The 15493-nt window shown below is 72.1% G+C and carries 14 protein-coding genes; 8 read left to right on the top strand and 6 right to left on the bottom strand.

What is annotated here, in order from left to right; translation table 11 throughout:
• Positions 1-105 precede the first annotated feature (105 nt).
• Positions 106-813 carry a cyclodityrosine synthase gene (locus ACZ4SF_RS15180; RefSeq protein ID WP_468383529.1) on the top strand — a complete coding sequence of 236 codons (708 nt, stop codon included), beginning with the start codon at positions 106-108 and terminating at the stop codon, positions 811-813.
• Entirely contained in the window at positions 810-2021 is a 1212-nt protein-coding gene (locus tag ACZ4SF_RS15175; RefSeq protein WP_468383526.1) for a cytochrome P450, read from the top strand. The genes ACZ4SF_RS15180 and ACZ4SF_RS15175 overlap by 4 nt, the downstream gene beginning before the upstream one ends.
• Before the next feature lie 218 nt (positions 2022-2239).
• On the opposite strand, the gene ACZ4SF_RS15170 is transcribed toward ACZ4SF_RS15175, so the two are convergent.
• Together ACZ4SF_RS15170 and ACZ4SF_RS15165 are read right to left on the bottom strand one after the other, a co-directional pair.
• Positions 2240-3106 (bottom strand): SCO6745 family protein, encoded by an 867-nt coding sequence (locus ACZ4SF_RS15170; protein ID WP_468383523.1) that lies wholly within the window; start codon positions 3104-3106, stop codon positions 2240-2242.
• A gap of 365 nt (positions 3107-3471) precedes the next feature.
• Positions 3472-4458, bottom strand: coding sequence for a Vgb family protein (locus ACZ4SF_RS15165; protein WP_468383520.1), 987 nt, complete (start codon positions 4456-4458; stop codon positions 3472-3474).
• Positions 4459-4731: 273 nt separating this feature from the next.
• Here ACZ4SF_RS15165 and ACZ4SF_RS15160 point away from each other — a divergent pair, with 273 nt between their 5' ends.
• Positions 4732-5343, top strand: coding sequence for a hypothetical protein (locus ACZ4SF_RS15160; protein WP_468383518.1), 612 nt, complete (start codon positions 4732-4734; stop codon positions 5341-5343).
• A gap of 137 nt (positions 5344-5480) precedes the next feature.
• Entirely contained in the window at positions 5481-6152 is a 672-nt protein-coding gene (locus ACZ4SF_RS15155) for a class F sortase (protein WP_468383516.1), read from the top strand.
• 15 nt (positions 6153-6167) lie between these two features.
• Here ACZ4SF_RS15155 and ACZ4SF_RS15150 read toward each other — a convergent pair whose 3' ends face one another.
• The 3 genes from ACZ4SF_RS15150 to ACZ4SF_RS15140 all read right to left on the bottom strand — a co-directional run bounded on the left by ACZ4SF_RS15150 (position 6168) and on the right by ACZ4SF_RS15140 (position 8642).
• Positions 6168-7334 (bottom strand): GDSL-type esterase/lipase family protein, encoded by a 1167-nt coding sequence (locus tag ACZ4SF_RS15150; RefSeq protein ID WP_468383514.1) that lies wholly within the window; start codon positions 7332-7334, stop codon positions 6168-6170.
• Between the two features lie 43 nt (positions 7335-7377).
• The gene (locus tag ACZ4SF_RS15145) at positions 7378-7950 is read right to left on the bottom strand and encodes a TetR/AcrR family transcriptional regulator (RefSeq protein ID WP_468383512.1); all 573 of its coding nucleotides are present in this window, start codon (positions 7948-7950) and stop codon (positions 7378-7380) included.
• A 329-nt stretch (positions 7951-8279) separates the two neighbouring features.
• Positions 8280-8642: a winged helix-turn-helix transcriptional regulator gene (locus tag ACZ4SF_RS15140; protein WP_468383509.1), complete on the bottom strand. Its 363-nt coding sequence runs from the start codon at positions 8640-8642 to the stop codon at positions 8280-8282.
• Between the two features lie 69 nt (positions 8643-8711).
• Here ACZ4SF_RS15140 and ACZ4SF_RS15135 point away from each other — a divergent pair, with 69 nt between their 5' ends.
• The 3 genes from ACZ4SF_RS15135 to ACZ4SF_RS15125 all read left to right on the top strand — a co-directional run bounded on the left by ACZ4SF_RS15135 (position 8712) and on the right by ACZ4SF_RS15125 (position 13065).
• A complete protein-coding gene (locus tag ACZ4SF_RS15135; protein ID WP_468383506.1) occupies positions 8712-9599 on the top strand; it encodes an NAD(P)-dependent oxidoreductase in 888 nt (295 codons plus the stop codon).
• 417 nt (positions 9600-10016) lie between these two features.
• A complete protein-coding gene (locus tag ACZ4SF_RS15130; RefSeq protein WP_468383503.1) occupies positions 10017-10970 on the top strand; it encodes a LysR family transcriptional regulator in 954 nt (317 codons plus the stop codon).
• 148 nt (positions 10971-11118) lie between these two features.
• On the top strand, positions 11119-13065 hold the full coding sequence (locus ACZ4SF_RS15125; RefSeq protein ID WP_468383500.1) for a collagenase: 1947 nt from the start codon (positions 11119-11121) through the stop codon (positions 13063-13065).
• A 77-nt stretch (positions 13066-13142) separates the two neighbouring features.
• Here ACZ4SF_RS15125 and ACZ4SF_RS15120 read toward each other — a convergent pair whose 3' ends face one another.
• The gene (locus tag ACZ4SF_RS15120; protein WP_468383497.1) at positions 13143-14597 is read right to left on the bottom strand and encodes a glyceraldehyde-3-phosphate dehydrogenase; all 1455 of its coding nucleotides are present in this window, start codon (positions 14595-14597) and stop codon (positions 13143-13145) included.
• A 150-nt stretch (positions 14598-14747) separates the two neighbouring features.
• Between ACZ4SF_RS15120 and ACZ4SF_RS15115 the strand changes: the two genes are divergently transcribed.
• Positions 14748-15440 (top strand): alpha/beta fold hydrolase, encoded by a 693-nt coding sequence (locus ACZ4SF_RS15115; RefSeq protein WP_468383495.1) that lies wholly within the window; start codon positions 14748-14750, stop codon positions 15438-15440.
• Positions 15441-15493 lie beyond the last annotated feature (53 nt).

Here is a 15493-nt window from a genome sequence, read left to right as displayed (position 1 = left end):
AGTTACTACCCGTGCTGATCTCGTACGGATAGCGTGAGGGCGCCGCGCTGCCACACCAGGGGCACAGGGCCCCGCCGGGACTAGCGCGCGGCGGAGGATTCCCCCGTGACCACAGCATCCGTGCTGATGGCCGACGTCTTCGAAGTCCAGCCGTACACCTCCCACTGCGAGATCATCCTCGGTGAGGGCGCACACGCCGTGATCGGTGTGTCCCCGGGCAACAGTTACTTCTCCGCCCAACGCCTGCATGACCTCGCCCGCTGGGGACTGGACAACTTCGACCGGGTCGACTTCGTCTACACCGACCTGTACGTCGCCGAGATGTACGAGGCCTCCGGCTACCCGCCGGACGAAGCCCGCCGCAAGGCCGTGAAGAACCTGCGCGGGGTGCGCGCCAAGGTCCGTGACGCGGTGTCGGCGGCCGACCCGGACGGCACCCGGCTGGACTGGCATCCGATGTCGGAATTCCGCACCAACCCCGCCTACCAGGAGATCCATGCGCACCTGAAGGGACGGCTGGCCTCGGACAGCGCCTTCCGGGCCGTCTGCGACGCCCTGGTGAGTCGATTCCTCACGTCGCGCGGCGAGGCGCCCACCGATCGGCAGCGCGCCGTGTGCCTGGAGTACGTGTGCGCCGAGGCCCCGTTGTTCCTGGACACCCCGGCCATCCTCAAGGTTCCCTCCTCGCTCAACTGCTACCACCAACTCCTGCCGATGGCCGAGCTGCTGTACTCGCGCGGCGCCGGCCTGCGCGCGTCCCGCAACCAGGGCCACGCCGTCGTCACCCCCGCCCTGGAAGGAGCCGCGGTATGACCACCGCCCCGGACACCCGCACCGACCACCCTCCCTTGCTCGACTTCCCGTTCTCCTGGGACGGCACCCGCGTGCCGGCCGAGGTCGCCGAACTGCGCGCCGCTTCCCCCGTACGGCGCGTCCGGACGATCGCCGGCGACGAGGCCTGGCTGGTGTCGTCGTACGAGCTGTGCGCACAGGTGATCAAGGACGACCGCTTCTCGCTGAAGGAGACCTCCGCCCCCGGAGTGCCCCGGCAGTACGCACTCACGATCCCGCCCGAGGTCGTGAACAACATGGGCAACATCACCGGGGCGGGGCTGCGCCGCGCGGTGATGAAGGCGCTCAACCCCAAGGCGCCGGGCCTGATGGAGTGGCTGCGTGCGGAGGCCCACCGGCTGGTGGACCTGCTCGTCGCCGAAGGGCCGACGGCCGACCTGCGCGGGGCGTTCTGTGAGCCGTACTCGGCCGGCATGCACTGCCACATCCTCGGCATCCCGCAGGACGAGGCCCCGGCCTTCCTGCGCAGCCTGGACATCGCCTTCATGAACTCCCCGTGCCCGATCACCGGCGCGCGGATCAACTGGGACCGGGACATCTCCCGGATGGCGGCCCTGCTCGACGACCCGGCGACGCACGGCCTGATGGGCGAACTCGCCGCCCTGCGCGACGACCCCGAGTACGCGCACCTCACCGACGAGATGCTGGCCACCGTCGGCGTCACCCTCTTCGGCGCCGGAGTCATCTCCACCTCGGGCTTCCTCGCCATGGCCCTGGTCTACCTGCTCACCCACCCCATCGCCCGCGACCTCCTGCGGGACCGCCCCGACCTGACCGGACCCGGTGTGGAGGAGCTGCTGCGGGTCAACCTCTCCATCGGCGACGCCCTGCCCCGGCTCGCCCTGGAGGACGTCCGGCTCGGCGACGTCGACATCCGGGCGGGCGAGCTCGTCCTCGTCCTGGTCGAGGGCGCCAACCTGGATCCGGAGAAGTTCCCGGACCCGCACCGGTTCGACGTCCACCGCGACAACACCGCCGACCACCTCTCCTTCGGCGGCGGTGCCCACTACTGTCCCGCCACCGCGCTCGGCCGTACCCACGCCCGTATCGCGCTGGAGGTCCTCCTCGACCGGCTGCCGGACCTCGCGCTGGCCGTACCGGCGGGCCAACTGGTCTGGCGCACCGGGTTCATGAAGCGGATCCCCGAGCGGCTGCCGGTGACCTGGTAGTCCGCAGCACTCCGCCACCCGTGAGGTGTCCCCGGCCCGGCACCCCGGGCCGGGACCCCGGCCGACCCGCCCGAAGCGCCCCGGCGGCCGACGAGGCACGACCCTCGGTCTCAGCCCCCGGGTGCATCCGCGGCCAGCGGGTACGGCGTTCGGCTCAGTCTCACCGGCTGCCTCAGCGGCCGCCGAGGCACGATCCTCGGCTCAGCGGACCCGGTACCTCAGCGGCCGACGGGATACGACGCGCGGGTCAGCCCCACCGGATTCCCGGGCGGCAGCAGTCCCGCCTCCAGGACGGTCCGGGCCAGCGGCTCCAGGCGCTCGGCCAGACGCCCGGTGCGTCCGGCGCCCAGCGCCGTCCACGGTCCCTCGGCCGCCGCGTCGGTGAGCGCCTCGGCCTCCGCACGTACTGCCGCGCCCGCGGGCGTGAGCGAGCCGTCCGCCGCGAGCCGGCCGGACGCGCGCAGCCGGGTCACGGCCGCCTCCCAGTCCGTCTCCTCCCACTTCCGTGTCTCGCGCAGGAAGGCCCCGTCGGACTCGCCCGCCGCCGCCTTGAGCACCATCGCCTCTACCGGTCCGAGGCCCAGGCTCACCAGCACCGCGACGTGCGAGTCGCCCCGGTGTTCGCGCAGGGTCGTCAGGGCCTGCCACAGGCGTGCGGTGGGCCGGTCCGGGCGCTCCAGCGCCTGGTTGGCGGCGGCCAGTACCCGGCCCGTGGTGTCCGCGGCCGCCGCGGCCTCCCAGGCCAGGTCCGCGGCCTCGGCGAACGCGGCGGAGCCGACGACGTCCCGCCCGAACAGCCGGGTCATCGCCGCGTCCATCGCCTCCTGACGGGCCGCGAGTACGTCCGCCGGTGCCGCGTACTCCCAGGCGTCCGGCAGCGCCCGGGCCACCCGGGCGGGGTGGAAGACGTAGAAACAACTCGTCACCACGGACGGGGCCGCCGCACCGAGGGGTGCGGCGCGCAGGGCGAAGTAGCCCATCCAGAACCCGCGCATGCCGAGTTCGTCGGCCGCCCGGTGCGCCTCCGGCGTGAAGTAGACCAGATCGTGCACCGGCTCGTACCGCTCCCACAGGTCCCGTGCCATCCCGTCCGCCACTGCTTCCTCCCACCGCATCGGCTCGCACGCTGTCGGCACCAGCCTGCGTTATGACAGCGGTCATAACAAGAGAGATGGCCTCACGAGTCAGGGGCGGCTCTCACGAGTCAGGGGCGGGTCTCACGGGTCCGGGGCGGGTCTCACGGGTCAAGGGAGGGGCCTCACGGGACAACGCAGGCGGTGTCACGGGAAAGAGTGCGGTGTCACGGAGTCGGGGGCGCGGTCTCACGGAACAAGGCAGGCGGTGTCACCGGGCAGGTCAGGCGGCGTAGGCAGGTCAGGCGGCGTCACGGGGCAAGGCAGGCGGTGTCACCGGGCAGGTCAGGCGGCATAACGGAACAAGGCGGGCGGTGTCACGGGATGCGGACCCGGCCGAGGGCGTTGCCGAGCAGTTCCGTGAACGTCACGGCACGGCCGGGGCCCGCCGTCAGCCGGAAGGGCACCTTGTCGGCGCCGTCCGGCACGGGGACCGTGGTCACGTTGCCGGTCGCGGAGATGCTGCCGATCCGGCCGGCCTGGTCGGCGTACCAGACGCGGCCGTCGGGCCCGCGCGTGATGCCGCTCGGCATGCTGTCCGTGCCGGGCAGCGGGACATGGGTGACGCGCCCGGTGTAGTCGATCCGGCCGACCGAGTGCGTGCCGGACGCGGTGAACCACATCCCGCCCGGCCCCGCGACGATGCCGGCGGGAAAGGCGGCACCGCCGGGCAGCCGGTACTCGGTGATGCGGCCGGCCGTGCTGATCCGCCCGACCTTCCCGCCGCTCAGCTCCGTGAACCACAGGGCGCCGTCCCCGCCCGCGGCGATCGAGTGGGGAGAGGCGTCGGACGTGGGGACCGGATACTCGGTGATCCGGCCCGTGGCCGTGATGCGGCCGATCCTGTTGCCGGTGGCCTCGGTGAACCACAGGGCCTGGTCCGGGCCGAGTGCGAGCCCGGCCGGTCCGCCGCCCGGGTCGGGCAGCGGGAACTCGGTGAGCCGGCCGGTGACTGTGATGCGGCCGATCCGCCCGGCGGTGGTCTCCGTGAACCACAGGGCACGGTCCGGCCCCGAGGTGATCTCGGCCGGACCGGTGTCGGAGCCGGAGGTCGGGAAGTCGGTGATCGTGCCGTCGGCCGCCATCCGGCCGATCCGTCCGGCGCCGTGCTCCGTGAACCACAGCGCGCGATCCGGTCCGGTGGTGACTCCTGCGGGAGCGGCCCCGGCCGCCGTGGTGACCGGATACTCCGTCACCTCCGCCCCGGCGCGGGCCGGCACGGCGACGGCGGCCACCGCGAGCAGGGCACCGGCCGACGCGGCGAGCAGCCGGTGCCGGACTGCCCGCACGGCGCCCGCGGTCATCGCACGTCCCCTTCCCGGCGCGGCGGTCCCGCCGGAACGCGATCGACGGCCGGACGGAACCCGGACGCCTTCAGGGGTCCTGCGCCCCCTCCGGCCGATTGGCCCGGACGAGGGATCGCGCGGCAGGCGCGCTGGGGCAGACGGGTGGCGTGGTGACCCGGCTGGGCGGCTCGGATGGTGGATGTCAGGGCCCTCACTGACGGTGGTTCATGTCGGGGCCGGGTCCATCCAGCTGATGAGGTATCCGCTGCCCGGTCACGGCGGAAGGACATCATGATGCGCTCTGCCCGCACGTTCTTGGCCACGGCGGCCGCCACCGCCGCCCTCGCCGTTCCCGGCACCGCGTTCGCCGTTCCGGCGGCCGGGCACGGCGGCGACAACGACGACTCCTCGTACAGCAGGGAGCAAGACAGCGACTCCGACCGTGACCGCGGCAAGGGTTCCGACAGCGACTCCGACAAGGATTACGGCAACAAGCGCGACGACGACCGCGAACACGGCGGGCCGCGCGGCGGAATGCACACGGGTGGCGGAGCCCTCGCCGCGGTGGGCAGCGACGACTGGGGTTCCGGGGGCGACAGCGGCGACAAGAGCGGCTACGGCTCCGAGAGCTACCGGGGCAAGGGAGATGACGAAGACGAGGAGGACAGCGGCGGCAAGGGGGGCAAGGGAGACAAGGGAGACAAGGGAGACAAGGAGGAGGGCGGTGGCCACGGCAAGGGCGGCTGGGGTGACGGCGGCGAGAAGCCGCGCGGTGGCATGCACACCGGTGGCGGCGGCCTCGCCACGCCCGGTGTCACCGCCGGCGGTCTCGCCGTGCTCGGCGTAGGCGCCGCCGGCGCGTACGCGCTGCGCCGTAAGAAGGCCACCGGGCCGGCGTCCTGACGGCCGGCACCGCCCAGGGGCTGCGGACGCCGCCGACGTGCCCGCTGTGTCGGCGGCCCGCGCCCACTGTGCCCGGTGGCCGGCCCCGCTCCCTGGCCTGACCCCCGCGCTGCCGTGTCCGAGAGAGGTGATGTCCGATGGCAGCAGAACCGTCGACTCCGGCATCGGCCGGACCGGGACCGGACGAGCGGTCCTCCGGCCGCGGCGGGCGGCTGATGCTGTGGGGTGTGGCGGCCGTCGTTCTCGCCGTCAGTATGTTCGGCGGTCACCAGCAGCCCGACGAGACGCCGGTGCCGCCCCGCACCTCGGGCGCGCCCGCCGACACGCAGACCGACCCGCAGCGGACCAGCGAGGCGTTGCCGCGCTCCGCGCCGCTCCGGCTGCGCATCCCGAAGATCGGCGTGAACGCGCCCTTCACCTCCCTGGACCTCGGTCCCTCGGGCCAGCTCCAGCCCCCGCCCGCCGGCGACACCAATCTGGTCGGCTGGTACGCCAAGGGTGCCTCGCCCGGTGAGGACGGCACGTCGGTGATCGCCGGGCACGTCGACACCGTGACCTCCCCGGCCGTCTTCGCCGACCTCGACGAGCTGGGGGCCGGCGACCGGTTCTCGGTGGAGCGGGCCGACGGGCGCACGGCGGAGTTCGTCGTGGACAGCACAGAGACCTTCGCCAAGGACGATTTCCCCAGCTCACGGGTGTACGCGGACGCCTCGCGCCCCGAGGCACGGCTCATCACCTGCGCCGGGGACTACGACCGCTCGGTGCGCGACTACACCGACAACCTGGTCGTCTTCGCCCACCTGGTGTGAGCCGGCGGGTACGGGTCAGGCGGCACGGTCCGCGAAGGGGCCGCTCCCGGCGAACGCCAGCGCCGCGAACCGTTCGCCGATCCGGCGGTGCGCGGCCTTGTCCGGATGCAGGCCGTCGGGCAGCGGCAGCTCGCCGAAGTCGGCGTCCCCGTACAGCTCCGGGCCGTCGAGGTGGTGCAGGTGCGGATCGTCGGCCGCCCGCTCACGCACGATCCGGGCCAGCTCGTCCCGTACGACGCCGAGGGTGAGCCTCCCGGCGGCCCGCTCCGCGGGATCCCCGGTGGCCCGGTACCGCACCACTCCCTCGCTCAGCGCCGCGAGGTCCATCGCGGTCGGGCCGGGCGTGTCCTCGTGCAGGGGGCACAGGATCGGCGAGACGACGAGCAGCGGGGTGTCGGGGTGGCCCTCGCGGACGGTGTCGAGGAAGCCGTGCACGGCGGGGCCGAAGGCACGCAGCCGCATCAGGTCGGTGTTGACCACGTTGATGCCGAGCTTGACGCTGATCAGGTCGGCCGGCGTGTCGCGCAGCGTCCGGGCGGTGAAAGGATCGAGCAGCGCGCTGCCCCCCAGCCCGAGATTGATCAGCTCCACCCCGCCCAGGGATGCGGCGAGCGCCGGCCACGTGGTGGTGGGGCTCGCGGCGTCGGAGCCGTGGCTGATCGAACTGCCGTGGTGCAGCCACACCCTGCGGCCCCGGTCCGGTACGGCCTCGACGGGCGCGTCGGTGCGCAGCGCGACCAGTTCGGTCCGCTCGTTGTGCGGCAGCCAGATCTCCACGTCCTTGACGCGGTCCGGCAGGCCGGTGAAGCGCACGGTGCCGACCGGGCCGGGCCGGTACTCGGCGGTGCCGGTGCCCGGATCGATGGTGAGGGTGCTGCCGTCGGTGAGCATGGCGCTGCCGGCCGGGTGCCCGTCCACGAGCAGGTCGTACACGCCGTCCGGGCGCGGCGGTACGCCGATGTAGACCCGCTTGGTCGGCAGGGTGTCCAGCTCGACGGTGGTCGCGCGGGTGCGGAAGACCAGCCGCACGCCGGAGGGCTGGGACTCGGCCAGGGCCAGCTGCGGGTCGGCGCACTGGGCGCGGGCCCGGGCGGGCAGCCGGTGCGGCAGCAGGCCGTGTGCGGTGCGCTCCAGTTCGATGGCGCCGCGGATCAGTTCGGCCGTCAGTGGGGTGGTGTGCATGATTTCTGTTCACTCCGTCTCAGGGGTGGGCGGGCCGCTGGTCTCAGGGGTGGACCGGCCAGTTGCGCAGCAGGGAGTCGAGGCCGTCGAGGATCCGGGTCCACGACTCCTGGGAGTCGGGCGCGCTGTGGCTGAACCCGCCGGCGGTCTCCAGGCTGACGTAGCCGTGGAAGACGCTGCCGAGGAGGCGGACGGCGTGGGTCTGGTCCGGCTCCGCCAGGTCGTAGCCGCGCAGGATGGCCCGGGTCAGCTGGGCGATGCGGACACCCGCGCTGGTGACCGCCGTCTCGGTGTCCAGTGGGTGCCGGGCCGCCGAGTAGCGGCCGGGGTGGGCGAGTGCGTAGTCGCGGTAGACGTTCGCGAAGGCGCCGAGGGCGTCCTTGCCGGAGCGGCCGGCGAGCGCCGTGGCGGCTTGGTCGGCCAGCTCCTCCAGGGCGAGCAGCGCGATCCGTGTCTTCAGGTCCTGGGAGTTCTTCAGGTGTGAGTACAGACTCGCGACCTTGACGTCGAACCGCCGGGCCACCGCGGACACCGTGACCTGCTCGAAGCCGACCTCGTCGGCCAGCTCCGCACCGGCCCGGACGAGACGCTCGGTGGTGAGGCCTGCGCGCACCATGGTCCTTCTCCCTCTTGCCGAAACCCATTATGCAGTTTCCTAAAACCATTAGGCTAGCAGTAGGGGTGCGGGTGACGGCCCGCCGCGGGGATGTCCCGCCGGCCTCCAGCCCGTCGGCGGGCGCAGTGGGCAGTGGGCAGTGAGCAGTGGGAGTGGGGGAGCGGGCAAGGCAGGGGGACGACGCCGCGATCGGCTCCGTGTGCGGTCGGTGCGGCGTCGGGATACCCACTTTTTTGTGGGTACTTGGCACGCCCCGGCCGACCGGGAGAGGCTGTTCCACGAGGTCAGGGGCTGCCGGAGAACGGACGGGAGGTGACAGCCGCGGCGCGTCAGGACGCCGCTTCGCGCTCGTCCTCGCGCTCGCGGAGCCGGTCCAGACGACGGTGGCCCCACGCGGCCAAGGGGTCCAGTGCCTCGGCCAGTTCACGGCCGAACCCGGTCAGCGAGTACACGGTCTTCGGCGGCAGCACCTGGTGCACCTCCCGGTGCACCAAGCCGTCCTCCTCCATCTCGCGCAGCGCCTGGGTCAGCACCTTCTCGCTCAGGCCCGGCAGCCGGCGGCGCAGTTCGCCGGGCCGGTGCGGGCCGGACTCCAGCAACCACAGCAGCGACGTCTTCCACTTGCCCTCGATCACGGCGATCGCTGCGGTCACTCCACAGACGTTCGGGTCCTGTGCACGGCTTCGCGTCATCGTCGTTCCCTCTTCGGTTACCCATCGGCCGTTGCGGCCGTCTTTCCTACTGCATACGGGAGTTGCAACATGTCCACATCTCTGGATCTTCCTGCCGTCACGGTGCTCGGTCTCGGTCCGATGGGCCGTGAGCTGGCGGGCGCGTTCCTCGAGGCCGGTCTGCGGACCACGGTCTGGAACCGCACGCCCGGGAAGGACCGCGAGCTGACCGAGCGTGGCGCGACGGGCGCCGCGACGGCCGAAGAGGCCGTGGCGGCCGGGGAGTTGATCGTCGTCTGCGTGGTGAACTACCAGGCGTCCGACGCGATCCTGCGCCGTGACGACGTCACCCGCGCGCTGAAGGGCCGTGCCGTCGTGAACCTGACCGCCGACACCCCGGACCGTGCCCGGGACACCGCGGACTGGGCGGCGGCCCACGGCATCGGCTACCTGGACGGCGCGATCATGACTCCGGCTCCCAGCATCGGCACTCCGGAGGCCGTCTTCCTGCACAGTGGCCCGCGTGACCTCTTCGAACGGCACCGGGCCGCGCTGCAGGTGCTGGGCGGGACGCACACCCACCTGGGGGAGGACGCCGGGCGTGCCGCCACCTTCGACATCGCGCTGCTCGACCTCTTCTGGACCGCGATGGCGGGCTACGCGCACGCCGTGGCGATCGCCCGGGCGGAGGGGGTCACGGCAGGCGAACTGGCGCCCTTCGCCCAGGGCATCGGTGCGATCCTGCCGCCGCTCTTCGAGCAGTTCGCGCAGGACGCCGACAGCGGCACCTACTCCGGCGAGATCAACCCGGTCACCTCGGCAGCCTCCACCATGGCCCATGTCGTGGAGGTCTCGGAGTCCCACGGCATCGACGCGGGCGTGATGCGCGCGGTCGAGGGCATGGCCCGCCGGGTGATCGGCCTCGGGCACGGCACGGACGGGTTCATCCGGGTCGCCGAGATGCTGGGGCGCCACTGAGCCCGCGACCCGAGGGCCCTGGCCGGCCGCACTCCAGCGGCCGGCCGGGGCCGGCCGGCGCCAAGCCAGGGCCGTTGTCGGGTTGGAGGGGCAGGGCTGGGCCAGGGGCGGGCGCCGGTCCGCCCGAGCGTCCGGATGTCGCTCTCGGCCTGGGCCGGGGTCAGGGTCACGGCTGGGGCCATGCTCCACTCCCGCGCGGCGGCTTGCGTGCGATGTGGCCGTCCGCACCCTGGCGGACCTGCGACTTGTGCCGTGGAGGAGGCCATGGAACGCTTCGGTCCGCCGGTCGTGACCACGGCCGGCGCGGGCGGGGCGGGCGGCGGCGCGCGGCGTGCGCGGTCCCGGCGGGCACGGTCGTGTGCGGGGGTGCGGGCCGGGGCGTCGGGCCGGCCGTGGGAACGAACCGGGAGTGGACCGATGGAGCTGGAGCTGCGGCACCTGCGGGTGCTGTGCGCGATCGCGGACGCGGGCAGCGTGGGCCGCGCCGCCGCGCAGCTGGGCTACTCCCAGCCCGCCGTGAGCACCCAGCTGCGCCGCATCGAACGCCACCTGGGCGAGCCGCTCTTCGAGCGCGGGCCGAGCGGGGTCCGGCCCACCCGGTACGGCGCCGAGGTCGTCGAGCAGGCCCGGGACGTCCTCGCCCGGGCCGCCGCCATCGGGCACCGCCCGGCCTCCGCCCGCCCGCAGCGGACCGTGCGCGTGGCCGCGACGAACTCGCCCGTGCTGTCCGGCACGGTCTCCCGCGTTCGCACCCGCCTGCCGGAACTCTCCCTCGCGGTCACCAGTGTCTACGCGTCCTCACGGATCGTGGAGCTGCTGGAGGAGGGCACCGTGGACGCCGCCATAGCCGCCGACTACCCGGGCATGGAGCTGCGGCACTCGACCGCCGTACGGCATCGCGGGATCGTCACCGAGCCCACGTTCGTCGCCCTGTCCGCCCGGCACCGGCTCCGGCAGTGCGCCCAGGTGCAGCTCGCCGATCTGGCCGAGGACGCCTGGTTCGTGACCCCGGACGACGGTGCCGGCTGGCCCGGCGTGTTCTACGACGCCTGCGCGGCGGCCGGCTTCACCCCGGTCACCGTCCACGAGTGGCTCGGCGACCAGACCCAGCTGCAGAGCATGATCGCCGACGGGTTCGGCGTGTCCCTCGTGCAGCCGACGCTGCGGCCGATTCCGCACGTCACGGTGAAACCCCTGGTCGGCTCGCCGCTGTGGTGCCGCTATGTGCTGGCCTGGCGCCCGGACGCGGTCGGCGACGACCTGGTGGAGGCGCTCTTCCAGTCCGCCACGGCGGCCTACCGCGATCTCGTCGCCCAGGCCCCGCACCTGCGCACCTGGGCCTCGCGCACCTGGAGCGTCGCGGGGGCGTAGGGGCGTGTCACGGATGTGCCGCGATGTTATGAGCGGCCGGTGCCATGTGCTATGTCACACGCCATTGTTGAGGCCGGTACGGCGCTGAGACAGTGCCTCACACGCCTCAACACCCCACAGAGGCGCATCCCTTCGTGGAGGAACCCAGATGCGCTATCGCTTCGCGCTGCCCGGACGCGTCCCCAGAGGCACGGTCGGGCGCATCGCCGGTACCGCAGCCGTCTGCATGACCCTGGCCGGTCTGCTGGCCGGCCCGGCGTCGGCAGCACCCCGGCCGCAGACCGGCACGGTCACCGCACCCCGCACGCACCTCCCCGTGCCGCCGCCCGCCGCCGCGTCCACCGGTGCCACCGAGCGCCCCTCGGCCCAGGCCAAGCGCCTCAGTCCGGTCCAACTTCCGCCGCACCGGCCGATGTTCACCAAGCCGTCCCGGACCGCGGCGAAGTCGGCCTCCTGCACCCCGGCCGACTTCGGCAGCCGTACCGGCTCCGCACTCGTGTCCTTCGTCAAGGCCGCGACCGCGGACTGCGTCAACACCCTCTTCTCCGTCACCGGTACGAACGCGCGCGACGTCTTCCGCCAGACCCAGATGCTGACCGTGGCGAACGCGTTCACCCGCACCGCCGGGCAGTACCGCGGCGACAACTCCGGCAGCCTGCTGCAGTTGGTCCTTTTCCTGCGCGCCGGCTACTACGTGCAGTTCAACCACCCTGGTGACGTGGGCCCGTACACCGCCCGCCTCACCACTGCCGTCACCGGCGGCATGGACACCTTCTTCGCCCGCTCCCACTCCCGTGACGTCACGGCGGCCAACGGCGACATCCTCGGCGAGACCGTCATCCTCACCGACAGCGCCGACCAGCAGGGCCGCTACCTGTACGTCTACCGGCGGCTGCTGAACGCCTACGACAGCTCCTACGACTCGATCGACAGCATGATCAGGGCCGTCAACGACGTCTACACACCGCTGTGGCGCGGCAACTGGAACCCGCAGTACGTACAGGCGGTCGACGCCGACCCGCGCATCGTCGACACCCTGTACGACTTCGCGCTGGCCAACACCGACCAGCTCGGCACCGACCTGGCCTTCCTGGACTCCAACGCAGGGATGAACCTGGCCCGTTATGTCGAGCACCCCGAACTGCGCGACATCGCCGGGCCGTTGGCGAAGGACGTGCTGGACCGGACCGCGATCACCGGTCCGACGGCCGGGCTCTGGGTGGCGGTGGCCAGCCAGGCCGGCTACTACGACAGCGCCAACTGCGCCTACTACGACGTCTGCAACCTGCCGGACAAGCTCGCCAAGGCCGTCCTGCCCGTCACACGCAACTGCGACGGCAACATCACCGTCCGCGCCCAGGCACTGGCCGCGGCCGACCTCGACGCCGCCTGCGCGAGCGTGCTCCGCCAGGACGCCTACTTCCGCTCCGTCGTACGGGCCGGCGGGCAGATACCCGGCCAGTACGCCTCCACCCTCCAGCTGGTGGTCTTCGCCAGCCGCACCGACTACCAGACGTACGCCGGCCCCATGTACGGCATCAGCACCGACAACGGGGGAATGACGCTCGGCGGAGACCCGTCGGACCCGGCCAACCAGCCGATGTCGATCATGTACCAGAAGAACTACGACGACGGCTTCCCGGCCCGGATCTGGAACCTCAACCACGAGTACACGCACTTCCTGGACGCCCGCGACGACATGAAGGGCGACTTCGGCCGGCAGATCTCCGTGCCGGACGTGTGGTGGATCGAGGGCATCGCCGAGTACGTCTCCTACAGCTACCGGGGTCTCGTCGACGACCAGGCGGTCCAGGAGGCCGGCAAGCACACCTACAAGCTGAGCACCCTCTTCGAGAACACCTACGACAACAGCGACGTGGTCCGCACCTACCCGTGGGGCTACCTCGCCGTGCGCTACATGACCGAGAAGCACCCGGACGACGTCCAGCGCATGCTCTCCCGCTTCCGCGTCGGTGACTACACCGGCGGATACGCCGTCTACCACGACGGCATCGGCACCCGCTACGACGCCGACTTCGACCAGTGGCTCACGGCGTGTGCCGCGGGCGCGTGCAGCAAGCCGGCCACGGCCTGACCGCACCCGCCCACGCGAGACGGCCGCCGACCGGAAACCCCGGTCGACGGCCGTACGCGTACGCGAGGCCGGGCGGATCAGACCGCCGTCGCCGGGTACGTCGGGTACTCCACGCCCGAGACGTGCTGGACGACCCGGACGACCTGGCAGGAGTAGCCGAACTCGTTGTCGTACCAGAGGTAGAGGATCGCGTTGTCGCCGTCGACCTTCAGGGCACCGGCGTCCACGATCGAGGCGTGGCGCGAGCCGATGAAGTCGCTGGAGACCGCGTCGGGCGCCGTGATGAAGTCGATCTGGCGCTTGAGCGGCGAGGTCAGCGACACCTCGCGCAGGTAGTCGTGCACCTCCTCGCGGGTGGCCTCGCGGGCCAGCTGCAGGTTCAGGATCGCGATCGAGACGTCCGGCACCGGGACGCGGATCGAGCTGCCGCTGATCTTCGCCTTCAGGTCGGGCAGCGCCTTGGCGACGGCCGAGGCGGCACCCGTCTCGGTGATGACCATGTTGAGCGGCGCGGAGCGGCCACGGCGCTCGGACTTGTGGTAGTTGTCCAGCAGGTTCTGGTCGTTGGTGAACGAGTGGACCGTCTCCACGTGGCCGCGCAGCACGCCATACTCGTCGTCCATGGCCTTCAGCGGCGGGACGATCGCGTTGGTGGTGCAGGAGGCGCAGGACAGGATCTGCTCGTCCGGCTTGATCGTGTCGTGGTTGACGCCGTGCACGATGTTCGGGACGTCGCCCTTGCCCGGCGCGGTCAGCACGACCTTCTCGATACCGGGGCGCAGGTGGTTGGACAGGCCCTCGCGGTCGCGCCACTTACCGGTGTTGTCGATGAGGATGGCGTCCCGGATGCCGTACTCGGTGTAGTCCACGTGCGACGGGTCGTCGGCGTAGATCACCTTGATCTCGTTGCCGTTGGCGACGATCGTGCTGCTGTCCTCGTCCACGGTGATCGTGCCCTGGAACTGGCCGTGGATGGAGTCGCGGCGCAGCAGCGAGGCGCGCTTGACGAGGTCTCCGGCGGCCCGGCCGCCACCGCCGCGCACGACGATGGCGCGCAGGCGCAGGCCGTTGCCGGAGCCGGCCTTCTCGATCAGCAGGCGGGCGACGAGGCGGCCGATGCGACCGAAGCCGTACAGGACGACGTCGCGCGGTTCGCGGCGCTCGATCTTGTTGGCACCGGTGGCGCCGGCGACCGCCTCGGCGGTGAACTCCGTCACGCTCAGACCGCGGTCATCGGCCTTGTACATGGTGGCGAGCATGCCGAGGTCGATCTGGGACGGCCCGAGGTCGAGCGTGGTCAGGGCCTCCAGGAACGGCATGGTCTCGGTGACCGACAGCTCGGCACCGGCGATCTGCCGGGCGAAGCGGTGCGTCTTGAGGAGGCTGACCACCGACTTGTTCACCAGGGAGCGGCTGTGCAGCAGGACGGTCACGTCCCGCTCGCGGTGCAGCTTCCCGATGAGCGGGATCATCGACTCCGCGATCTCCTCGCGGATCTTCCAGTTGGTGAACGAGTCGTCGTTGACAGTCACAGGTCCATCTTTCGAGCTAGGCAGCGCTCATATGATAACCACACGCTCATTCGGCCCCCGGAGGGGGTGGCCGAGGGCGGTTCGGTAGTGGATCCGGCGCCGGGCGCGATGACATGATCCGACGGAGTCCCGACCCGGGGAGAGGCGCCGATGAGACTGCACACGCACGAGTGGGGAACCGGTGAGCGCATCGCGGTCCTCGTCCACGGGATGATGTCCGACCACCGCACCTGGCGCCGGGTCGCGCCCGCCCTGGCCGGCAGGGGTTACCGCGTCATCGGTGTGGACCTGCGTGGACACGGCAGGAGCGGCCGGGGCGAGTACAGCCCCGAGCACTGGGCGGACGACCTCGTCGACACCCTGCCCGAGGGGGCGGAGGTGGTGCTCGGCCACTCGCTCGGGGCGATGGCCCTGGCCGGAGCCGTCGAACGGCTGGCGCCCAAGCGGGCCGTCTACTGCGATCCGGCCTGGGACCTGCCGCAGAAACTGGTCGAGGCCTCCGCGTACTTCGCGGCCTTCAAGACCGCGACCCGCGCCATGGTCAAAAGCCTCAATCCGCGCTGGGACGAGGTCGACGTGGACATCGAACTGGCCACGCTCGCCGACTGGGACCCCGCCACGGCCCGTGTCCTCCCCGGCGTCTACTCGGTCGGCCGGGCACCGGCGCGGGCGGCGGTGCCCTCGCTGGTGGTGCTGGGTGGCACCAGCGAGTTCCTGCGGCCGGGACTCGCCGGTGAGCTGGTGCAGCGGGGCTTCGAGCTGCGTACCGTCGAGGGGGCCGGGCACACCCTGTACCGCGACGACTTCGACGGCTTCATGGGGGCGCTCGACGGCTGGGTCTGAGGGGCTCACCGCCCCCCGACCCTGGCGGGATTCCGGCGGAGTCCCGGCGGAAT

Source organism: Streptomyces sp. NPDC027663 (genome assembly GCF_055566415.1).
This window is presented reverse-complemented; position numbering and strand designations above follow the sequence as displayed.